Genomic DNA, 22,306 nt, shown 5'->3' on the forward strand with positions numbered 1-22,306 from the left:
TAGCCAGAGCAACTCTTTGCTGGAAAAGGAGTCAACATGACCGACCACATGCCGGATGGCTTGTCCGCAGCGGGGCGAGATTTAAGGGCTTACACGGACCACTTACGCCCAAAACATCCTGTCGTACGAAATACTAACGGAGAGTGGGTGCTATTAAGACACGCCGACGTTTTAGCCGCCGCCCTAGACCAAGAGCATTTCTCCAGCCAAGTCTCCCACTTCTTGCAAATTCCGAATGGCCTAGACGGGCAAGAGCACACGCTTTACCGAACGATTGTTGAACACTACCTTAGCCAAGGCGCGGTGGAACCCTTTGTACCCGTATTCAAAAAGATAGCCAGCCAGCTGGCGGCAAGCTTACCGCGGGGTGAAGTGGTGGATGCCGTCAACGACATAGGCGCAGTCTTTGCGGTTCGAGCTCAGTGCGCTTGGCTGGGGTGGCCCACAGAGCTTGAACCAAGACTGCTTGACTGGATGAAGGACAATCATGCCGCCACTCGCTCCGGCAATCGCAGTTGGATGGCAGAAGTTGCCGGGCAGTTTGATGACATTATTCGCTCGGTTATACAGCCACGACGATCTGCCGGTGGTATCGCGCCTGACGATCTAACTACAAACTTGTGCCGACAAAAAGTGAATGGTCGCCTCCTGACCGAAGCAGAGTTGGTGTCCATTTTGCGCAACTGGACAGGTGGTGATTTAGGCTCAATCGCGTTGTGTGTCGGAGTACTCATTGCCCATCTTGCGAAACATCCCGCCCTTGTGGCGCGAATACGCGAAGGCTCTGACACCGAAGTTGAAGCCATCATCAACGAAATTTTGCGATTGGATAATCCTTTCGTTTCCAACCGGCGAATCACAACCTGTCCCGTGGAAATTGCAGGCCAGACGATACCTAAAGGTGAAAAAGTTAAGCTGAACTGGACTTCCGCCAACCGCGATGAGGCCGTCTTCGACAATAACTGCTTTAACCCTGAGGCCCACGCCGCCTCAAACTTGCTTTATGGCGCGGGCAAACACACTTGCCCGGGACAGCTACTAGCAACCTGGGAGTTGCGCATTGCTTTGAAATCGATCCTCAAGACAGTGCAGTCCATCCGATTTGCACCCGGTGAAACGCCTGAGCGAGAGGTTGCACCTGTCGGTGGATACCGCCGAGTGCCCATCCTGATAACCTGATTGGCGCTGGGCAAGCGCGCAATTTAGAAGCGGTTCGCCAACGCTTAGTGCCAGTTTCCTGATAGAATTTCACCTGTGAGCAAGGGAGAAGCGCGCAATACCAGAATCCGAAAATGATGACACAGAGTAATTCATGAGCAGAATGGCGACTTCAGAGAACACCAACCACTTGACCGAAGAGCGTGAGAAGAGCGGAACGGAGCCATCCCGACGCTTTTCCATCGCACCAATGATGGATTGGACCACGCCCCACTTCCGCTATTTGGCGCGTATTCTCAGTCGCCGCGCACTTCTGTATACCGAAATGGTGACCACGGGCGCATTGATTCACGGAGATACTCAGCGATTTCTTCGCCACGATCCGGCTGAATACCCGTTGGCGTTGCAGCTGGGTGGCAGCAACCCGGATGAGTTGGCAGAGTGCGCAAAGCTTGCTGAGGAGTATGGTTTCAGTGAAGTAAACCTGAACGTGGGCTGCCCCAGCGACAGAGTTCAAAACAACATGATCGGCGCATGCCTGATGGGGCACCCGGATAAAGTCGCCGAAGGTGTGGCGGCGATGAAAGCCGCAACCAGTCTGCCGGTGACCGTCAAACACCGGATTGGCATCAACGGTCGTGAATCTTGGGAAGAGCTGTGCGAGTTTATTGAAAAAGTGTCTGCCGTTGGCTGCAACACATTCATTGCCCACGCCCGCATTGCCATTCTCGAAGGGCTCAGCCCGAAAGAAAACCGCGACATCCCCCCGCTGAAGTACGATTGGGTGTACCGTTTAAAGCAGACCTATCCGGACTTGGAAATCATCATTAACGGTGGCATCAAAACCATCGACGAATGCCATGATCACCTTCGCCATACCGACGGTGTCATGCTGGGCCGGGAGGCCTACCACAATCCTTGGTTGCTGACCGAAGTGGACCCCGAATTTTTCGGTGAACAAGCGCCGGTAGCCAGTCGCCACGAAGCCCTCCGTGCGATGTTCCCGTTCATCCAAAAAGAGTTGGACCGTGGCGTTTACCTCACCCACATTATCCGCCACATAATGGGTCTGTTTTTAGGCATGCCCGGCGGCCGGCAATTCCGGCGTCACTTAAGTGAAAATGCCAACAAGCCAGGCTCGGGACTCGAAGTGGTTGAACAAGCACTTGCGAAAGTGCGAGAGCCAGAAGCGGTTTTGGAAAACTAACGGCCACAGCCTTTAGTTGTCTTGTTCCTGTTGTAAGCTGCCGTTATTGTAGAGGTTACGAAAGTGTTCCGGAGCCGAACACCTCAATAACAACTATCAACGCGGACGACAGCACGAATGACGAACAAGCTAGACCAACTGAAAACCATGACGACGGTGGTTGCCGACACCGGTGACCTAGACGCCATCGCCCAATGGCGGCCGCAAGACGCAACCACCAATCCGTCCCTCCTCCTTAAAGCAGCCGCCTCGGATGCGTACCGGCCTATGCTGGACAACGCCATTATGATGGCCAACCGCCAAGGCGGTTCTTCTACCGAACAGCTAACCTTGGCAACCGACATGCTGGCTGTCCTCGCTGGCAAGGAAATTCTGGAACGGATTCCGGGCGTGGTATCTACCGAGGTTGATGCTCGTCTGTCCTTTGATACCGCCGCTACGCTCAAGCGTGCACGCCGGATCATCGAGCTTTACGATCAGCAAGGAGTCGATACCAGCCGGGTTCTGATCAAGATTGCCTCAACCTGGGAAGGTATTCTTGCCGCCGAGCAGCTAGAAAAAGAAGGTATTCGTTGCAACCTCACCCTGCTGTTCTCATTCGTTCAGGCGGTTGCCTGTGCTCAAGCCGGCGCCCACCTTATTTCACCCTTTGTCGGCCGAATTCTGGACTGGCATTTAGCCAACTCAGGCCGCGATAGCTACCCGGCGAACGAAGATCCCGGCGTACAATCCGTTACCAGAATCTACAACTACTACAAAACCCACGGCTTCAACACAGTGGTCATGGGGGCAAGTTTCCGAAATGCCGGGGAGATTGAAATGTTGGCCGGTTGCGACCGCCTAACCATCAGCCCTGCACTGCTGCAAGAACTTCAGGATGACAAGGGACCGTTAACTCAAAAGCTCAAAGCCGAAACCGCCACGAGCAGCGACATCATTGGCCCGGTTGACGAGAAATTGTTCCGCTGGGAATCCAACGAAGACGCTATGGCGACCGAGAAGCTGGCCGATGGTATTCGCCGATTCTCAGCCGACCAGATTGAATTGGAAAACCAGGTGCGCCAACAGGCCAGCGCTGCATAAGTTGCAGCTTGTGCCTGCGGCCCCAGTGATCGCCCGTTAATTCGAGGATTTCATCATGTTAGCCATTCTTCACCCGAATACTGAGCTGAATAGCGAAGCTTACCGCCAAACCATGCACTATATGGAAAACCTGCCCGGCGTGAGTCTGCGGGTTCACGAGGTTCAAGGTGCCAGTCAGCGGTTGACCGAAATCTATCTGCTGGGCGACACCAAGCCGCTGGATAAAGACGAGATTGAAGCCTTACCGGCGGTCGAACGAGCCATTCGGATATCAGAAGACTATCGCATCCTGGGGCGCCATAAAGACGATAATCGTCAAAGTGGTTTCAACTACAACGGTGTCGACTTTAACCAGAACAACCTGAATGTCTTCGCCGGTTTGTGTGCGGTGGATGTGCCTGAGCATGTCGAAATCATGATGAAGGCATTAGAAGAAAACGGTCAGGTGTGCACCCGTATGGGCGCCTACAAGCCCCGAACCAACCCCTACTCGTTTCAGGGGCACGGCCAAGGCTGTTTACCCTGGGTATTCGAGAAGGCCGGTAAGCATGGCATTAAAGTGGTCGCGATGGAGATCACCCATGAAAGCCACATTGAAGAAATTGATACCTGCCTGGAAAAACTGGGCCGGCCTACGGGCGTCATGCTACAGGTGGGCACCCGCAACACCCAGAATTTTGAACTTCTGAAAGCCATTGGCCGCCAGAGCACCTACCCGGTGCTGCTGAAACGAGGTTTCGGAATCACGCTGAATGAATCACTCAACGCCGCCGAATACTTAGCCAGTGAAGGCAACGCCAACGTGATTTTCTGTCTACGGGGAATGAAAACCGAAGCGGGCCAGCCGCACCGGAACATGGTCGACTTTGCCCACGTACCGGCGGTAAAACGCCTGACCCGCATGCCCGTTTGCGTTGATCCATCTCATTCCGTTGGTACTCGGCAGCACTCGCCCGATGGTATTCTCGATGTGATGCACGCCACCGCACAGGGCGTTATCGCCGGGGCTAACATGGTCCTGGTAGACTTCCACCCGAAACCCGAGAAAGCCTTGGTAGACGGCCCCCAAGCTCTACTAATGAACGAATTACCGGCCTACCTGGAAGATATCCAGTTATGCCATGACACCTGGAAGAAGCGCCAGGCTATCTACAAACGATTAAAGGATAATGCTACAGAATGATCATTTATGGTCACCGCGGGGCTAAAGGTGAGGCCCCTGAAAACACCCTTCCCGGGTTTCTTCATGCTTACCGGCAAGGCGTACGGCACTTCGAGCTAGATTTGGCATTATCGAAAGACGGTATACCGGTTCTGGTACACGATTTAACCGTAGACCGCACCACAGACCAGAAAGGCGGCATCAGCCGATACACCGCCCAAGAGCTGAGCCAAATGGATGCCCGACGAAACACCAGCTCATGGTCTCACCCTACTGGTATACCAGCTCTTGAAACCTTGCTGGATCAACTGCCTGACATGGAGCACCTCCAGCTTGAGGTGAAGAAAGACAACCGGGACCGACTCAACATTCTGTGCAACCGCCTGACCGAAATCATTCAGCGGCGGAATCTATACCAAACCGCTGCTATCACCTCGACCGATCCTTGGTTTCTACGGGAGATCCGCCGCCGCGACAAGAACATTCGCCTGGGGCTGGTGGCTGAGCGAAAATTTCCCAAGCCGTTAAAAACCGCCAGCTCTCTGGGTTGCGAATTCTTTTGTGTGAATTGGCGCATTCTCAGCAAGGGAATGGTAGACATGGCTCACAAACGCAATATGCACGTCTCCGCCTGGACGGTAAACCGCATCCACGACATGCTCAAACTGGAAGAGATGGGGGCGGACAGCATTATCACAGACTTTCCGACAAGCACTCGAATGTACTTCGATAACCGCGCTAAATCTTTGGTGACTTTGCCTGTACAAGAAACCGAGCAGCCAGAATTGTAACTGGCCGCTCGGAGTCGGCCTGAATCAGAAGATTCGGTTCAGGCCGTTCAGTGCAGCTACCCGATAGGCTTCCGCCATAGTGGGGTAGTTAAAGGTGGTGTTAATGAAGTAGTTCAGGGAGTTCGCCGCCCCCTCCTGATTCATGATGGCTTGACCGATGTGTACGATTTCCGCTGCTTGGTCACCAAAGCAGTGAATACCCAGAATTTCCCGGGTTTCTCTGTGGAACAACAACTTCAACATACCCACCGCTTCTCCGGTAATCTGCGCACGCGCCAGGTCTTTAAAAAACGCCTGACCCACATCATACGGTACTTTAGCTTCGGTCAGTTCGCGTTCGGTTTTACCAACAGAGCTGATTTCCGGGATGGTGTAAATGCCAGTGGGCACATCATCCACAAAGCGGAAGTGTTCATCTTGAACCACATCCGAAGACGCGGAACGCCCCTGATCATAGGCCGCACTAGCCAAGCTAGGCCAACCAATTACATCGCCCACTGCGTAGATGTGTTCTACTTCCGTGCGGTAGTGGTCATCGACTGCCAACTGGCCTCGGCCATTCGGCTCAAGACCGACTTTGTCGAGCCCCAGATTATCGGTGTTGCCACTGCGGCCGTTACACCACAAGAAGGCATCGGCTCGGATCTTCTTGCCCGACTGAAGTGTGAGCACCACGCCGTGATCGTCACCTTTAACGGTTTCATACTGCTCATTATGGCGAACCAGCACCCCATTGCTTCTCAGGTGATAGCTGAGCGCATCTGAAATCTCGTCATCCAGGAATGACAGCAGGCGACTGCCCGGGTTAATCAGATCAACCTTGACCCCCAAACCCGCAAAGATCGAGGCGTATTCAGAACCAATAACGCCAGCGCCGTAGATGATCAACGTTCGTGGAGTATGAGACAGGTTCAAAATGGAGTCGGAGTTGTAGATCCGATGGTGGCGAAAATCCACATCGGGCGGCAAATACGGGCGTGATCCTGTTGCGACAATAGCCTGCTTGAAATGGATCGTCTCAACCGATTTATGACCGCGAATTTCCAAGCGGTTCTTGTCCAGAAACGCCGCGCGGCCGTTCAGCAAATCAACCCGGTTACGGGAGTAAAACTGCGTGCGCAATTTAACCTGCTTACCGATGACCTTCTGGGCGCTTTGCAGGACCCGCGGGAACGAGAACCAACGAGGCTCACCAATGTCCCGGAACATCTGGTTCGTGTTGAAGGTGATAATCTGCTTAACAGAATGACGCAGTGCCTTGGAAGGAATGGTTCCCCAGTGAGTACAGTTACCCCCCACGGTTGCCTTATCCTCAATGATCGCAACCCGCTTATTGTGCTTGGCCGCATTCATTGCCGCCCCCTCACCAGAGGGGCCGGCGCCAATAACAACAACGTCGTAATGATGTTCTGCCATGCGCGCAGTATCTCCTTATCTACGTCTCGTGAGCGTAGCTTTCATTATTGAGTGTGTGATCACTTGTCGCTATTTTTCGACTTTACTGGCGTCGTAGGCCAAATCTTCTGCGCTCACCGGTTCTGCTGAGTCAGAACGGCTATCTTCGCATTTCTGGGTGTTGCCGCCACAAATATCACAGGAAGAACTGATACCCAGTGCGCCAATACCGCCACAGGTACCACTGATGGGCTTTCGCCCGAAAATAACGCCGACAGACATACCCACCATCAGCAGAACCACAATTGCCAAAACTAACAAAAAGGTACTCATACCCTGCCCCCTTTACTGGACAACGTAAGATGAAAAAGCCGGTGTGCTGTGCACTTCAAAGCCCGCTTCTCCCCTTACAATAAAATACGCCGGAATGTTTTCTCGCGTCGCCAGGCTCATTGCCCGCTCAAACCCCATAACATTAAACGCTGTTGCCAATGCATCGGCTGTCATGCAGTCATCCGAGATGACGGTAACGGATGCTAACCGATGATCAATCGGCTTTCCGGTATCTGGATCAATTGTATGCGAATATCGCTGCCCTTCCGATTCGTAATAGTTACGATAGTCACCTGAGGTTGCCATGGATTTCCGGTCCAGTGCCACCACTACGTTAACTTGCCGAGCTTGTTCCGAAGGGTTTTCAACCGCTAGCCGCCAAACGTCGTCATCCGGCTTTCGGCCTCGGGTACGCACTTCACCGCCTATCTCAACAAGGTAGGCCTGAACACCTTGGCTGTCGAGATAACGGGCCACCACATCCACACCATAGCCTTTGGCAATGCCTGACAGATCAATGTACTGGGGTTGTTTGGCACGAATAGCCAATGTGGCTGAATCAAGTTCCAGGTACTCCCAGCCGGTCGCGCTCAGCACATTATCCAGCTCCTCATCAGAGGGGCTATGCTCAGGCCTGGCATCCGGCCCAAATCCCCAAAGGTTCACGACCGGACCAATAGTGACATCGTATGCACCATCCGTCTGAGCTGATATTTCCTGAGCACGCTGGATTACTTCAAATAACGGGGCCGAAAGTGTTGTCCAGTCGGCCTGACTCGCCTTCTGGTTCAGCCTCGAAAGCTCTGAGTCTGGCTTCCAGGTAGACATAGCGTTATCCACCTGCTCCAACTCAGCCTGGATCCCCTGTGCCAATACTTTGAGCTTGGCGTTGTCTTCCGGCAATACGACATTGATGTGATACGTCGTCCCGAAGATCCCCCCAGAAATCTCCCAGATTTTATCTTCTTCCTGAAACGAGCAACCCGCCAGGGCAGCCATCGCCAGCGTCATAATGACGCTGGCCATAACCACCCTGACGGGTCCAAACATGCGGGATGTCATTTGAGCTAATTAACCTCCAAAGTCATCCAGCATGATGTTTTCGTCTTCAACACCAAGATCTTTCAACATCTTGATGACAGACGCGTTCATGATTGGGGGTCCACACATGTAGAACTCACAATCTTCAGGTGCCGGGTGGTCCTTCAGATAGTTTTCGTACAACACGTTATGGATGAAGCCGGTCGGGCCTTCCCAATTATCGGTTGGCAGCGCATCGGACAACGCAACGTGCCACTCGAAGTTTTCGTTTTCTTCCGCCAGACCGTCAAAATCTTCTACGTAGAACATTTCGCGGACGCTACGGGCACCGTACCAGAAGCTGATTTTGCGCTTCGAGTTCAGGCGTTTGAGCTGGTCGAAGATGTGGGAACGCATAGGCGCCATACCCGCACCACCGCCAACGAATACCATTTCAGCATCGGTCTTCTTCGCGAAGAACTCACCGAACGGCCCCATAACGGTAACCTTGTCACCCGGCTTCAAGTTGAACACGTAGCTCGACATGATGCCTGGCAGGTGGTCGCTGCCGGGAGGTGGTGTAGCGATACGGATGTTGAACTTCAGCACACCCTTCTCTTCCGGGTAGTTCGCCATGGAATAGGCTCGGATAGTTTCTTCCTTGTTGATCGCCTTGTAACGCCAGATGTCGTGCTTGTCCCAGTCTTCATGGAACTCTTCTTCGATATCGAAATCTTTAAAATCGATTTCGTACGGATCGCACTCCAACTGCACATAACCACCGGCGCGGAAATCGACTTCCTCGCCTTCCGGAAGCTTCAGTACCAGTTCTTTGATGAAAGTGGCCACGTTATGGTTAGAAATGACTTCGCATTCCCACTTCTTAACACCGAAGAATTCTTCTGGCACTTCGATCTTCATGTCCTGCTTCACAGGAACCTGACACGACAAGCGCCAGCCTTCTTTCTCTTCACGGTTAGTGAAGTGAGTCTTTTCAGTCGGCAGCATCGCACCGCCGCCGTCCAGAACTTTACACTTACACTGGGCGCAAGTACCGCCCCCACCACACGCTGAGGACAGGAAGATGCCACTGCCTGCCAGAGTACCCAAAAGCTTGCCCCCGGCTTCCGTTTTCACGGTATGGTCCGGGTCGTCATTGATTTCGATGGTCACATCACCGGTGCTTACCAGTTTGGATCTTGCCGCGAGAATGACCGCAACAAGCGCCAGAACGATAACGGTGAACATGACCACGCCGAGTATTATTTCTGTATACATGGTCTCGCCTTTTCGTTAAACCGAATCACCGGGTGAATTACAGGGAAATCCCTGAAAAGGACATGAAGCCAAGGGACATCAAACCAACAGTAATGAAGGTAATCCCCAAGCCGCGCAGGCCTTCCGGAACATCGCTGTACTTGAGCTTCTCGCGGATACCAGCCAGAGCAATGATCGCCAAAGCCCAGCCTACACCAGCCCCAAAGCCGTAAACCACACTTTCACTGAAGGTGTAATCACGCTCAACCATGAACAGCGCCGCGCCCATGATGGCGCAGTTCACTGTGATCAGTGGCAGGAACACACCCAGCGCGGAGTAAAGTGCCGGAATGTATTTATCCAGAATCATTTCCATGATCTGAACAATGGCAGCAATAACTCCGATGTAAGTGATCAAGCCCAGGAAGCTCAGGTCAACCTCAGGCAGACCGGCCCACGCCAGCGCACCTTCACGCAGGATGTTGTTGTAAATAAGGTTGTTCACTGGAACGGTCAACGTCAGTACAACAACTACGGCGATACCCAGACCGGTAGCAGCTTCAACTTTCTTGGAGATGGCCAGGAACGTACACATACCCAAGAAGAACGCGAGAGCCATGTTCTCAATGAAAATAGCCTTGAGAAGCAGGCTGATATAGTGCTCCATCAGAAGGCCTCCTTATGGGTGTGACGGGACATCTTGTAGTCCGGCTCTTCAACCTGCTCTGGCATCCAGGTACGCAGACCCCAAATCGCCAAACCGATGATGAAGAATGCACTCGGTGGCAACAGCAGCAAACCGTTGGTGATGTACCAACCGCCTTCGTTGACCGGAGTCAGCAAGGTAACACCGAACAAAGAACCGGCACCCAGCAGCTCGCGGAAGAAGGCTACGAACAACAGCATGACCGAGTAGCCAAGACCGTTGCCGATACCGTCTACGAAGCTCAACCAAGGGCCATTCTTCATGGCAAAACCTTCGGCGCGGCCCATAACGATACAGTTGGTTATGATCAGACCAACGAAAACCGACAACTGCTTACTGATTTCGTAGGCATAGGCTTTGAGGATCTGGTCTACCACGATTACCAAAGAGGCAATGATGGTCATCTGTACGATGATCCGGATACTTCCGGGAATTTGGGTACGTACCAGCGATACCGCCAAGTTTGAAAACGCGGTAACCGCGATAACCGACAAGCACATAACGATGGTAACGCTCATACTCGTGGTTACTGCGAGCGCTGAACAAATACCAAGGATCTGCAGCCCGATCGGGTTGTTACTGAAAATCGGCTCGAAAAGAACCTGTTTGGCGTTTACTTCAGCCATGATCAGACCTCCCCTTCACGAAGTTTCTTGAGGAACGGCGCGTAGCCACGGTCGCCCATCCAGTAGTTGACCAGCTGCTCAACACCGCGGCTGGTAAGCGTGGCGCCAGAAAGAGCATCAATCTTGTGCTCTTTGTTCTTGGCGTCAGCGCCAACACCGCCTTTGACCAGTTGAATCTGGGGCTCGGTTGGGTCTTCGCCGTACAGCTCTTTACCTACCCATTGCTGTTTCCAGCGCGGGTTGTCTACCTCACCACCAAGGCCCGGGGTTTCAGCGTGAGCGTAGAAACCAAGCCCTTCGATGGTGTTCAAGTCGCCTTCAAGAGACACGAAGCCGTACAGAGTTGACCACAGGCCGTAACCGTGAACCGGCAACACCACACGAACCAGATCGCCGTTTTCGCTCAAAGTGTATACCTTGGCGATGTTCGGACGACGCTTGATACCGGCCTTGTCTTCGGATGACGGAATGTTGGTGCTGAGTTCCGGGTCAGACGACGCTTTGTACATGTCGTATTTCATAGGGTCTTCTACATCAACGGCAGAAGGCTCTACGAAATCGCCGGTTTCAAGATCAACCAGGCGAACGTCGAACAGCTCAAAAGTTTCCTCGATCTGATCGGCACTCGCGCCGGTTTCCAGCATACCCGCTGCAGCCAGAATGTTGGACTTGATGTCTAGGTTCTGGTTTTTGATCTGGGCCGGACGGAGCGATACCGCTGCGGTGGAAACCACTACAGAGAATACAATACTCAGTACCAGCGCAACGATAAGGGTTCTGGAGACAGTTTCTTTAGCTTTAGCCACGAGCAAGCCTCCGTTTGATGTTAGCTTGAACCACGTAATGATCCATCAGCGGCGCAAACAGGTTAGCAAACAAGATCGCCAACATGATGCCTTCCGGGAACGCAGGGTTAACCACGCGGATCAAAACGGTCATTACACCCACCAGGATACCGAAGCACCAACGGCCGGTGTTTGTCATAGACGCCGAAACAGGGTCTGTTGCCATAAACATCATACCAAAGGCAAAACCACCCATAACCAGGTGCCAGTGCGGTGGTACAGCAAACATGTTATTGGTCTCAGAACCGATCAGATTCAACAGCAAGGACATAGCGATCATGCCAATTAGCACACCGCCAACAATGCGGTAGCTTGCGATGCGCATGGCAATCAGAGCCAAACCACCAATAAGAACAGCGATAGTAGAAGTTTCACCCATGGAGCCTTGGATCGTTCCCACGAATGCATTCATCCAGCCAATCTGCTGGCTCAATACTTCCATGCCTTCACTGGCCGCCACGCTTAGCGCTGTTGCACCACTGAATCCGTCAACAGCGGTCCAAACCGTGTCGCCGGAAATCTGAGCCGGATAAGCAAAATACAGGAAAGCACGACCGGTCAGCGCCGGGTTCAGGAAGTTTTTGCCAGTACCGCCAAACACTTCCTTACCGATCACAACACCGAAGGTGATACCCAGAGCTACCTGCCACAATGGGATAGACGGCGGGCAAATCAATGCGAACAGAATGGACGTTACAAAGAAGCCTTCGTTGACTTCGTGGCGACGCACCGTTGCAAACAGCACCTCCCAGAAACCACCCACTATGAAGGTCACAGCGTATACCGGAATGAAATAAGCCATGCCGTATACGAAGTTGTCCCACAGGCCAGCTCCGGCGCCTGTAACGGCGAGAGCTTGAATAAATGCGGTACGCAGACCACCGTCACCCACCAGGGCATCCGGATTTGCGGCCAGGAAGTTATTGGCCTGAAAGCCAATATTCCACATACCGAAGAACATCGCCGGGAACGCACACAACCATACTGTGATCATGATGCGCTTAAGATCAACGCCGTCACGAACGTGTGAAGTTGTCTTAGTTACCGATCCGGGCGTGTAGAAAATAGTATCAGCGGCTTCGTAAAGCGCATACCAGCGCTCCCACTTGCCACCTTTTTCAAAGTGATGCTCGATACCATCGAGATACTGTCTGATAGACATCTTATTAGCCCTCGATCTCGATTCGGGTCAGGTTCTCACGGAGAATCGGACCGTATTCATATTTACCCGGACACACAAAGGTGCACAGCGAGAGATCTTCTTCGTCCAGCTCCAGAGCGCCCAGTTTCTGAGCCACTTCGGTATCACCAACAATCAGCGCACGCAGCAGCTGGGTTGGCAAAATATCCAGCGGCATCACCTTCTCGTAAGCTCCGACAGGAACCATCGCCCGCTCACTACCGTTAGTGGTGGTGGTGAAGTCAAAGCGCTTGCCGCCCATTAGCTTGGACACGTAGATATTCAACACCGAGAACTTATTGGCACCAGGCGTCAGCCAACCCATGAAGTGGCGTTTGAAGCCCTCTTCCAGAACAGACACTTGATTGGCGAACCGACCCAAGTAGGCACAAGGACCATCACCACGACGGCCACCGAAGACAGAACCGGAAATCGCACGAATTTCACAATCGGTTGCTACTTCACCGTCCAGTAGCTCCGGCAAGTTTGCACCCAAACGGGTACGAACAAGACGAGGTTTCAGGGCTTTCGGGCCACCAATCGCCACGATGCGTTCGACCGGCACTTCACCGGTTTCGAACAGCTTGGCAATATCAATCACGTCTTGGTAATTGACAGACCATACAGTCTTGTTGGCAGAAACCGGGTCCAAATGGTGGATATGGGTTCCCACGTTGCCGGCAGGATGCAGACCGTCGAACTGATGCACTTCAATGTTGTCGGCTTTAGGCACAGACACGTTTGTGCCCGGCTTACCGGTAACAAACACCTTACCGTTAGTGAGGCGAGATATAATCGTCAGACCTTTCTCGAAAGCCTGGCTATTCTCACCGATGATCACCGCAGGGTCCGCCGCTAGCGGATTGGTGTCCATCACTGACACAAAAATGGAGTTCGGAGCAGAGTCGATAGCCGGAACCTTGCTGTACGGACGCGTGCGGAACGCTGTCCACAAGCCAGACTCGACAAGATTATCGACTACTTGCTGGCGTTCCAGGCCGGCGAGATCCGAGTCGTTATAGCGGGCATAAGTTTCAGCCTCGTCACCATCGATCTCGATGACAACAGATTGAAATACTCGACGCTCACCGCGATTCACTTCTTTTACCACACCGGCTGCCGGTGAAGTGTAACGAACGCCTTCGGTCTTCTTATCCGTGAACAGCAGCGTACCGCGCTTAACACGGTCCCCTTCTTTCACAGCCATTGTCGGCTTCATGCCGTGATAGTCAAATCCAATAAGCGCCACGTGGCGAATCGGCTTGCCATCGGTAATGGTCTGTTCGGGAGCGCCGCTGATGGGAAGATCCAGGCCTTTTTTGATCTTGATCATTAGCCTCATCCAGTCATCAGAAACTATTCTGTGGATTCTTAAACGCCCAACTCCTGTGCAACGTACCGTGGAGCCAGACACACCCAAAATCGCGCCAATTATAGAGATTAAGGAAACCTATTTCCACCGGTAACCCAAATGCTTTTGGTGCCAAGAAACACGAAAAACCCCGACAACTCTCGTTGCCGGGGTTTTTTCATTCCATCCCCTTGGGGCGAACTACGACCTTAGTCGCGTGCGCGCTTCGGGAAGATTGGGTAATCAACGCCAGCCATCTGATTAACACAACGGATAACCTGAGCGCTGTAGCCGAATTCGTTGTCGTACCATACGTACAGAATCAGGCGCTTACCGTTCGCGATAGTGGCCTGAGCATCGACCACGCCCGCGTGACGGGAACCCACGAAGTCCGTTGAAACCACTTCTGGCGAGTTCACGAAGTCGATCTGTTTTTGCAGTTCAGAGTGCAGAGCCATTTCACGCAGGTATTCGTTCACCTTTTCCACATCCACATCGGACTTCAGGTTCAGGTTCAGAATCGCCATGGATACGTTCGGAGTCGGAACACGGATTGCGTTACCACTCAGCTTGCCCTTCAACTCAGGCAGAGCCTTGGCAACGGCCTTAGCTGCACCAGTTTCCGTGATAACCATGTTCAACGCGGCACTACGACCACGACGACTGCCTTTGTGGTAGTTGTCGATCAAGTTTTGGTCGTTAGTATAAGAGTGAACCGTCTCAACATGACCATCTTCGATACCGAATTCGTCGTTAATCGCCTTCAGCACCGGGGTGATGGCGTTAGTCGTACAAGAAGCGGCAGATAGAATCTTGTCGTCTTCGGTGATCCAGTCGCTGTTGATGCCGTAAACGATGTTTTTGATATCGCCTTTACCCGGAGCCGTCAGAATCACCCTGCTAACGCCTTTGGATTTCAAATGCAGACCAAGGCCAGCCTCATCACGCCAGATACCGGTGTTATCTACAACGATGGCGTTATCGATGCCGTATTCGGTGTAATCCACCTGATCAGGACCACCAGAGTAAATCACTTTGATGAAGTTGCCGTTAGCGATCAGGGCAGAATTTTCTTCGTCAACCGTGATGGAGCCGTTGAAAGGTCCGTGCACAGAGTCACGACGCAGCAAGCTGGCACGCTTCTCGAGATCATTCTCAGCGCCGCCCTGACGCACAACGATTGCGCGCAGACGCAGGTTATTTCCGCCACCCGCTTTTTCGATCAGGATACGAGCCAGAAGACGACCGATACGACCAAAACCGTATAGAACCACGTCTTTGGTGTCGTTGTTGGCATCTTGTACAGACTGAGCTTCGTACTCGCCAACGATAGAGCCGATTTCACGCTTCAGGAAGTCAACAAGGTCACCACCTTCTTCTCTGAATTTGACCGCAAGCTTACCGATATCCACGTGAGCGCGACCCAGATTCAGCTTATCCATCTCTTGCAGAATAGGCATGGTGTCGTGCACAGACAGTTCGCTGTCTTCAACCTGACGAACAAAACGGTGAGCCCGCAGGATGTCGATCACAGACTGATTAATGATCGAGCGACCGTAAATAGAAGTCACTACATTGTTTTTACGGTAAAGACGGCCGATCAGCGGAATCATGGCTTCCGCGGTAGACTCTCGTTCAGTCCAGTTGGACAGATGCTGGTTGATCTTGTCGTGACTCACGGTTGAAACCTCGTTTAGCACTGGGGAGTAATTTTGAGGCGCACATTATCCAACTTAACGAGCCTCACGGCAAATGGCTTTGTGTATCCCTATAACAAGCAGCAACCATGACACTTCAATCCTTGAGCGATAGAATGATGCGCTTTCGGTTCCCAGACGCCTCAAACTAGGAGACGGCCAAGCCCATGGCTCAAGGTTCAACCAACACCTTCGCGAACATTTCTCTGATCGCGCCCGCAGCACCCGCGCAAGCAGCCGATCACAGAAAATGGGGGCAGCTGCAGGGCTGCAGTCAGGCTCTCGCAATCTGTGAAAGTGCAAGAAGCCACAAAGGCTTGACACTCGTCGTCACCAGAAGCACCGATGAGGCCATTCGACTAGAGCAAGCGGTTCGGTTTTTCCTTAGCCTGCCGCCCGAAGAGGACGGCGCAGCTATCTCTGAAGACGGCTTGGAGCTGTTATCGCTACCTGACTGGGAGACTCTGCCCTATGACCTTTTCTCTCCCCATCAGGACATCACTTCCCGGCGCATTCGCACCCTGCACCGTCTGCCGTCTACTGATCACGGTATTTTAATCGTTCCGGCACGAACCTTGATGCACCGGCTGGCACCGCCCAGCTATTTGCAAGGCAACACTTTACTTCTAAAAACCGGTCAGACACTGAACATCGACAACTGGCGCATGCAACTGGAAGCTGCTGGATACCACCATGCTGAAAACGTGTACGAGCACGGCGAATACGCAGTTCGGGGCGCAATTCTCGATATCTACCCGATGGGCTCCAACCTGCCCTACCGAATAGACCTGTTTGACGATGAAATCGAAACTCTAAGAACCTTCGACCCGGAAACTCAGCGCTCAATCGAGCGCATCGAACAAATCGAGCTGCTACCCGCACACGAATTCCCTTGGCATAAAGAAGCACGCTCCGGGTTTCGCAACCGGTGGTTTGAATACTTCCCTCACTCGGATAAAGACTCCCCGGTCTATCAGGATGTGAGCAACGGCATTACCCCTCCCGGCATCGAATATTATTTGCCGTTGTTCTTTGAGCAAACGGCGACGCTCTTCGATTATCTGCCAGCGTCCACCTTGGTCTTTACAGAAGATGGCTTGAACGATGCTATTCAAGCATTCGACAGCGAAACCCATGCTAGACACGAGGACAGACGGCACGACCGCCTGCGTCCGATTTTACCGCCTGCCGAGCTCTTTCTGTTACAAGAAGAGGCGCTTGGCCAGTTAAAACGTTATCCCCGGGTCACTTGCAGCCCAGAGCCGACATCCGGTGCTGGCTCTGCTAATTGCGCCGCTGAGGCACTACCCGATATCGCCATGGACGGCCGCGCGGCCGACCCGGCAGGACGACTCAAACGCTTTCTCAACGATTTTCCGGGCCGCGTCCTCATTTGCGCCGAGTCTTCAGGTCGCCGCGAAGCACTGATCGAAAACCTAGAGAGCCAGAAACTTAAACTGAGCACCGTGACTAGCTGGCAGGAATTTCTCGCTCAAAACGACACCAGCCTGGCAATTACCATTGCCCCGATGGAACAAGGCATGGTGTTGCCCGAACAAAACCTGGCTCTGATCACTGAAACCGCTCTGTTTGGCGAGCGGGTACTGCAACGCCGGCGCCGTGAAAAGCCAACGGAAGTGGACGATGCCGGTTATCGAGATCTGTCGGAGCTTCGAATCGGGTCACCGGTGGTGCACATTGACCACGGCGTAGGCCGCTACAAAGGGCTCGAAACCATCAGTGCCGGTGGTGAATCCAATGAATTTCTGACACTGGAATACGCCGGCGGCTCGAAATTGTACGTTCCGGTTTCTAGTCTGCATCTGATTTCGCGCTACGCCGGCACTGACGAAGAACACGCGCCCCTGCACAAGCTAGGGACCGACCGCTGGAGCAACGCCAAGCAAAAAGCGCTGGAGAAGATCCGCGACACGGCAGCCGAGCTGCTGGATGTGTATGCACGCCGGGAAGCCCGAAAAGGCTTCCAGTTCGAGGACCCTAAAGAAGCCTATCGAGCCTTTGCTGCAGGCTTCCCATTTGAGGAAACCCCGGATCAGCAAGTTGCAATTCAAGCTGTCTTCGAAGACATGACCAGTGATCAACCGATGGATCGCTTGGTATGCGGCGACGTTGGTTTTGGAAAAACCGAGGTTGCGATGCGCGCAGCTTTTCTGGCCACTTGGTCCGGCAAACAGGTTGCTGTTTTGGTGCCAACAACATTGCTGGCCCAACAACACTACGAGTCTTTCCGTGACCGTTTTTCAGATACACCGGTTTCCATTGAACTGCTAAGTCGATTCAGAAGCGGCACCCAAACCAGTAAAGCCATGTCCGCCATAGAGGAAGGCAAAGCGGATATTGTTATCGGCACTCACAAGCTTCTGCAAGGCGACGTGAAATTCAAAAATCTGGGTTTGGTCATTATTGATGAAGAACACCGCTTCGGCGTTCAGCAAAAGGAAAAGTTGAAGGCCCTACGCGCTGAAGTCGACATGCTCAATCTCACCGCAACGCCGATTCCGAGAACTTTGAACATGGCCATGGGGCACCTGCGCGACCTCTCGATAATCGCCACCCCGCCCGCTCGCCGCCTCTCGGTAAAAACCTTCGTTCGCCAACGGGACGAAGCCATGGTGAAAGAAGCCATTCTTCGTGAAATTCTCCGTGGTGGTCAGGTCTACTTTCTGCACAACGACGTTTCCACCATTGAGAAAACGGCCGAAGACCTCCGCAGGCTAATCCCGGAAGCCCGAGTGGGCGTTGGACACGGCCAAATGCGGGAGCGCCAGTTGGAACAGGTCATGTCGGATTTTTATCACAAACGCTTCAACGTTCTGGTGTGCACCACCATTGTTGAAACCGGCATCGATGTACCCAGCGCCAACACCATCATTATCGAACGAGCGGATAAATTCGGCCTGGCCCAGCTTCACCAACTGCGCGGCCGGGTTGGCCGTTCGCACCATCAGGCTTATGCTTATCTGCTGACGCCACCACCCAAGAGCATTTCCGCTGATGCCAAGAAGCGACTGGATGCGATTTCAGAAGCTCAGGATCTTGGCGCCGGGTTCATGCTAGCCACTCACGATCTAGAGATTCGAGGCGCAGGCGAATTATTGGGCGACGAACAAAGCGGCCAGATCGAAAGCATCGGCTTCACTTTATATATGCAGTTATTAGATGAAGCAGTGAAGGCCATTCGCGAGGGCCGAACACCCAATGCGGAGCTGCCACTGAGCCACGGCACGGAAATGAACCTTCGTATTCCGGCGATCATTCCCGAAGATTACCTGCCAGACGTTCACAATCGCTTGATGCTGTATAAACGCATCGCCAGCGTAAAAGAAGAAACCGAATTAAAAGAACTTCAGGTTGAAATGATTGACCGCTTTGGATTATTGCCGGAGCCCGCCAAAAATCTTGTACGCCAGACTCAGCTCCGATTAATGGCGGAAGGCCTGGGCATCGATAAAGTGGACGCTGGCAAGGAATGGGTACGTCTGGAATTTGGCGCCAGCACCCCGGTTGATCCGCTGATTCTGGTTAAAAAAGTGCAATCCGCACCGGACACATACCGGCTAGAAGGCGCCAACAGCTTCCGCTTCCGGCTGAATGATGACTCAACCAATGGTAAACTCGACGCCATCGCAGCCATGCTGAGCGAGCTTGGCCCTCATGACTCAAAAGCCAAGGCTTCTTGAACCAACCTGATTTAGCCGGAGTGAGACACTTGCAAGCCATGAAACGCTTATCTAAACCCTTGCTGACAAGCGCCGCCTTGGCCCTTGCGTTCACGCTACTGCCGGCGACAAACGCCCAAGCTCAGGAAGGCCGAAAAAACTTCTATCGAGCGGAAATCGTGATTCTTCAACGGTTGGTTGATCCTGCGTCTATCGAAGAACAGATGGCGGGTAAACAAATCGAGTCTTCGCGCAATGTTGCGAAATCACTTTGGGTTGAAGACGCCAATGGCCGCCGCAGCTCAGATTTAAAGCTCGCCGGTAGAAACGAACTGCATCTGGGCCGAGCGGCCAGTCGTCTGGAGAACAGCGGGAACTATCGGGTTCTGGCCGCAGCCGGCTGGTATCAGAACTTCCCGCCGAACTACAACGGGTCGCCCCTGAGAGTGGCCGTTGGCGATTGGCTAACCGGGGCGCAGCAAACAGCCGTGGAAGGCCACATTGAAATTGACCGAAAGCGCTATCTTCACGTGGGCGTTCACCTGAACCATTGGCAAGATAGCCAGGCCTCGGAAGCCCCCGTTAAAACAGTTAACGGGGAAGAAGAAGCCGCCGAGCCCGAGCAAACAGGCACCATAGCAGACATCGCAGAGAATACTCAGCCCACCATCGCGAAACCCGTGCCTGCCGAGCTGGTAACTTGGATTAAAGAAACCCGCCGTATGCGCAGTCAGGAAATCCACTTCATCGATTCCCCCACTATCGGCGTACTGGTATTCTTCAGGAAGCTGTAGACAAAGGCTCCAGCTCGCCTAGCTTGGCCATTGAGCGCTCTAAAATACGCTTGACGCCTGTCATGCCCTGCTCGATGGCCGCTTCAATCTCATCCATTGTAATGATGTGATCAGACTTCCCGGCCGCCCAGTTCACCACCAAGCCCAGACACACATAACGCATACCTAACTCGGCGGCCAGCACGGCTTCTGGCATGCCGGTCATTCCCACCAGATCACAACCATCCTGTTCAAGACGGCGAATCTCGGCGGCTGTTTCAAGCCGTGGACCTTGGGTAGCGCCATAAACGCCGAAATCGGAAAACTCGACCTTCAACGCTGCGGCCGACTCAATCAACAGAGCGCGCCCATCGTGATCGTAGGGATGGGTAAAGTCGATGTGGGTTACATGCTCGAGGTCATCTTCGAAAAAGGTGCTGGCACGACCCCAAGTATAATCAATTAGCTGATGGGGAATCACCACATGGGCAGGCCCCATCGCCGAGTGGATTCCGCCAACGGCATTAACACCCACTACCGTCCGTACACCGGCATCGTATAGCGCTTGTAGATTGGCCCGGTAATTCACCCGGTGTGGTGGTATCCGGTGCGGATTGCCGTGACGAGCCAAAAAAACCACTGGCTGCTCCCCCAGCATGCCGTTAACCAAGACATCGGAGGGCTCACCCCAGCGGTTACGGTCAGCCTCTTTGCCTAAAATTTGAAGCTCACTCAGCTGCGTGAGCCCCGTTCCACCAATAACACCTATTGGACGATTAATCGCCATCTGCATTTCCCCCTTCTCCGGAATCTGCACCGTCGTCGCGGGCATGCGCCTCACCTTGATTTTCATTGTAATCGGGGTTCTCACGGGCGGCATTATCGCCGCGCTTCTCGCTCTTCTCCTGCGCGTTTTGATTGCTGACGGTTACACCGTCCGGCAAATGCAACGTACGCGTCGGGAAGGCGACTTCCGCACCGTGACCCTCGATGATGTCACTAACCTGCAGCAGCACATTTTCCTTGATGCCATGAAACCGCACCCAGTCCGTTGTTTTGGTGAAGGTGTAAATCATGATATCGAGCGTAGAGGCATTAAACGCCAGAAAATTCACGATCAAGGTCTGATTGGCGTCAATTTCGTTGTGGTTCTTAAGCATGTCGCGGATATCATCCACAATCGTTTTCATGGATTGCACATCCGCGTAACGAATCCCGATGGTTTCGGAAATTCGGCGATTGGTCATGCGTGACGGGTTTTCCACCGCAATAACGGTAAAGGCCGCGTTCGGCACGTAAAGCGGGCGCTTATCAAAGGTGCGAATGGTCGTTAAACGCCAACCAATGTGCTCCACCGTGCCTTCAATGTTACGGTCGGGCGAGCGGATCCAATCCCCTACCTTGAACGGTCTATCCAAATGGATAATGAAACCGCCGAAAAAGTTAGCCAGTAAATCTTTCGCTGCAAAACCGACGGCGATACCACCCACACCACCGAAGGCCAGAACCCCCGAAATACTAAAGCCCAGAGTCTGCAATCCGGTGAGCACCGCGGTAATCACGATGACCGCACGAAGCAACTTGCTAATGGCATTTACCGTGGTGAAGTCCATGGGTTTGCGCATTTTGACGGGTGACACCAAAACTTTCTCAACTTGCTTCACCAGCCCGAACAGTGCCCAAACGACCACCCACATAAAACCGATTTTCAGCACGATTTCGTTAGCGGTAAACACCTCGGCATCAGAGAAGTGATGGGCAATTTCAGCGGCCCAATACACGCCCTGCAACCAGACAAACGCTACCAGCGGGCGCCGGCTGGCATGCAGGACTGCGTCATCCCAGAGGTTTCGCGTATGACTGAATTTGTTCTCGAGGTATAGAACCACACGACCAACAATAAAGGCCACAATGGCTGTACCGAACACCACGGCAAAAATCAGGATTCCAGCACGCCACCCTTCGGTAAGCATTCCGAACTGTTCAATCCACTCGTTCATTATGCGTAAGATATTTCCAATCATCTTTTCCCTCGGGGCTCG

General features: G+C 53.1%; 19 protein-coding genes. 7 read left to right on the forward strand and 12 right to left on the reverse strand.

Annotated features, from left to right (window positions below; all coding sequences use genetic code 11):
- Positions 1-36: 36 nt before the first annotated feature.
- From K5L82_RS06855 to K5L82_RS06875, 5 genes are all read left to right on the forward strand, one after another.
- On the forward strand, positions 37-1,179 hold the full coding sequence (locus K5L82_RS06855; protein WP_223133626.1) for a cytochrome P450: 1,143 nt from the start codon (positions 37-39) through the stop codon (positions 1,177-1,179).
- 142 nt (positions 1,180-1,321) lie between these two features.
- Complete coding sequence (gene dusA / locus K5L82_RS06860) at positions 1,322-2,365, forward strand: tRNA dihydrouridine(20/20a) synthase DusA (RefSeq protein ID WP_223134010.1); 1,044 nt, start codon at positions 1,322-1,324, stop codon at positions 2,363-2,365.
- Positions 2,366-2,482: 117 nt separating this feature from the next.
- Entirely contained in the window at positions 2,483-3,448 is a 966-nt protein-coding gene (tal, locus tag K5L82_RS06865; RefSeq protein WP_223133627.1) for a transaldolase, read from the forward strand.
- Between the two features lie 55 nt (positions 3,449-3,503).
- The gene (locus K5L82_RS06870) at positions 3,504-4,631 is read left to right on the forward strand and encodes a 3-deoxy-7-phosphoheptulonate synthase (RefSeq protein ID WP_223133628.1); all 1,128 of its coding nucleotides are present in this window, start codon (positions 3,504-3,506) and stop codon (positions 4,629-4,631) included.
- Complete coding sequence (locus K5L82_RS06875) at positions 4,628-5,401, forward strand: glycerophosphodiester phosphodiesterase (protein WP_133005922.1); 774 nt, start codon at positions 4,628-4,630, stop codon at positions 5,399-5,401. Before K5L82_RS06870 ends, K5L82_RS06875 begins: the two co-directional genes overlap by 4 nt.
- Before the next feature lie 24 nt (positions 5,402-5,425).
- Here K5L82_RS06875 and sthA read toward each other — a convergent pair whose 3' ends face one another.
- The 10 genes from sthA to K5L82_RS06925 all read right to left on the reverse strand — a co-directional run bounded on the left by sthA (position 5,426) and on the right by K5L82_RS06925 (position 15,793).
- A complete protein-coding gene (gene sthA / locus K5L82_RS06880; protein ID WP_133005923.1) occupies positions 5,426-6,817 on the reverse strand; it encodes a Si-specific NAD(P)(+) transhydrogenase in 1,392 nt (463 codons plus the stop codon).
- A 69-nt stretch (positions 6,818-6,886) separates the two neighbouring features.
- The gene (nqrM, locus tag K5L82_RS06885; protein WP_223133629.1) at positions 6,887-7,129 is read right to left on the reverse strand and encodes a (Na+)-NQR maturation NqrM; all 243 of its coding nucleotides are present in this window, start codon (positions 7,127-7,129) and stop codon (positions 6,887-6,889) included.
- A gap of 12 nt (positions 7,130-7,141) precedes the next feature.
- Positions 7,142-8,191, reverse strand: a complete 1,050-nt coding sequence (locus K5L82_RS06890; RefSeq protein ID WP_223133630.1) for an FAD:protein FMN transferase — start codon at positions 8,189-8,191, stop codon at positions 7,142-7,144.
- A 9-nt stretch (positions 8,192-8,200) separates the two neighbouring features.
- Complete coding sequence (gene nqrF / locus K5L82_RS06895; RefSeq protein ID WP_133005926.1) at positions 8,201-9,427, reverse strand: NADH:ubiquinone reductase (Na(+)-transporting) subunit F; 1,227 nt, start codon at positions 9,425-9,427, stop codon at positions 8,201-8,203.
- A gap of 37 nt (positions 9,428-9,464) precedes the next feature.
- Positions 9,465-10,073: an NADH:ubiquinone reductase (Na(+)-transporting) subunit E gene (nqrE, locus tag K5L82_RS06900; protein ID WP_133005927.1), complete on the reverse strand. Its 609-nt coding sequence runs from the start codon at positions 10,071-10,073 to the stop codon at positions 9,465-9,467.
- Positions 10,073-10,738: an NADH:ubiquinone reductase (Na(+)-transporting) subunit D gene (locus K5L82_RS06905; protein WP_133005928.1), complete on the reverse strand. Its 666-nt coding sequence runs from the start codon at positions 10,736-10,738 to the stop codon at positions 10,073-10,075. The genes nqrE and K5L82_RS06905 overlap by 1 nt, the downstream gene beginning before the upstream one ends.
- Positions 10,739-10,740: 2 nt before the next feature.
- Positions 10,741-11,544: a Na(+)-translocating NADH-quinone reductase subunit C gene (locus tag K5L82_RS06910; RefSeq protein ID WP_133005929.1), complete on the reverse strand. Its 804-nt coding sequence runs from the start codon at positions 11,542-11,544 to the stop codon at positions 10,741-10,743.
- Positions 11,537-12,745 carry an NADH:ubiquinone reductase (Na(+)-transporting) subunit B gene (locus tag K5L82_RS06915; RefSeq protein ID WP_133005930.1) on the reverse strand — a complete coding sequence of 403 codons (1,209 nt, stop codon included), beginning with the start codon at positions 12,743-12,745 and terminating at the stop codon, positions 11,537-11,539. Before K5L82_RS06915 ends, K5L82_RS06910 begins: the two co-directional genes overlap by 8 nt.
- A gap of 4 nt (positions 12,746-12,749) precedes the next feature.
- Complete coding sequence (locus tag K5L82_RS06920; protein ID WP_133005931.1) at positions 12,750-14,096, reverse strand: Na(+)-translocating NADH-quinone reductase subunit A; 1,347 nt, start codon at positions 14,094-14,096, stop codon at positions 12,750-12,752.
- Positions 14,097-14,323: 227 nt separating this feature from the next.
- A complete protein-coding gene (locus K5L82_RS06925; protein WP_133005932.1) occupies positions 14,324-15,793 on the reverse strand; it encodes a glyceraldehyde-3-phosphate dehydrogenase in 1,470 nt (489 codons plus the stop codon).
- Positions 15,794-15,978: 185 nt separating this feature from the next.
- Between K5L82_RS06925 and mfd the strand changes: the two genes are divergently transcribed.
- On the forward strand, positions 15,979-19,512 hold the full coding sequence (mfd, locus tag K5L82_RS06930; protein WP_223133631.1) for a transcription-repair coupling factor: 3,534 nt from the start codon (positions 15,979-15,981) through the stop codon (positions 19,510-19,512).
- A 38-nt stretch (positions 19,513-19,550) separates the two neighbouring features.
- Positions 19,551-20,285, forward strand: coding sequence for a CsiV family protein (locus tag K5L82_RS06935; RefSeq protein WP_223134012.1), 735 nt, complete (start codon positions 19,551-19,553; stop codon positions 20,283-20,285).
- On the opposite strand, the gene K5L82_RS06940 is transcribed toward K5L82_RS06935, so the two are convergent.
- Positions 20,272-21,057 (reverse strand): S-methyl-5'-thioinosine phosphorylase, encoded by a 786-nt coding sequence (locus tag K5L82_RS06940; RefSeq protein ID WP_223134011.1) that lies wholly within the window; start codon positions 21,055-21,057, stop codon positions 20,272-20,274. The two genes, K5L82_RS06935 and K5L82_RS06940, sit on opposite strands and share 14 nt — an antisense overlap.
- Positions 21,041-22,288 carry a mechanosensitive ion channel family protein gene (locus K5L82_RS06945; RefSeq protein ID WP_223133632.1) on the reverse strand — a complete coding sequence of 416 codons (1,248 nt, stop codon included), beginning with the start codon at positions 22,286-22,288 and terminating at the stop codon, positions 21,041-21,043. The genes K5L82_RS06940 and K5L82_RS06945 overlap by 17 nt, the downstream gene beginning before the upstream one ends.
- Positions 22,289-22,306: the final 18 nt, after the last annotated feature.

It is taken from the genome of Marinobacter sp. AL4B (genome assembly GCF_019916045.1).
GTDB lineage: Bacteria > Pseudomonadota > Gammaproteobacteria > Pseudomonadales > Oleiphilaceae > Marinobacter.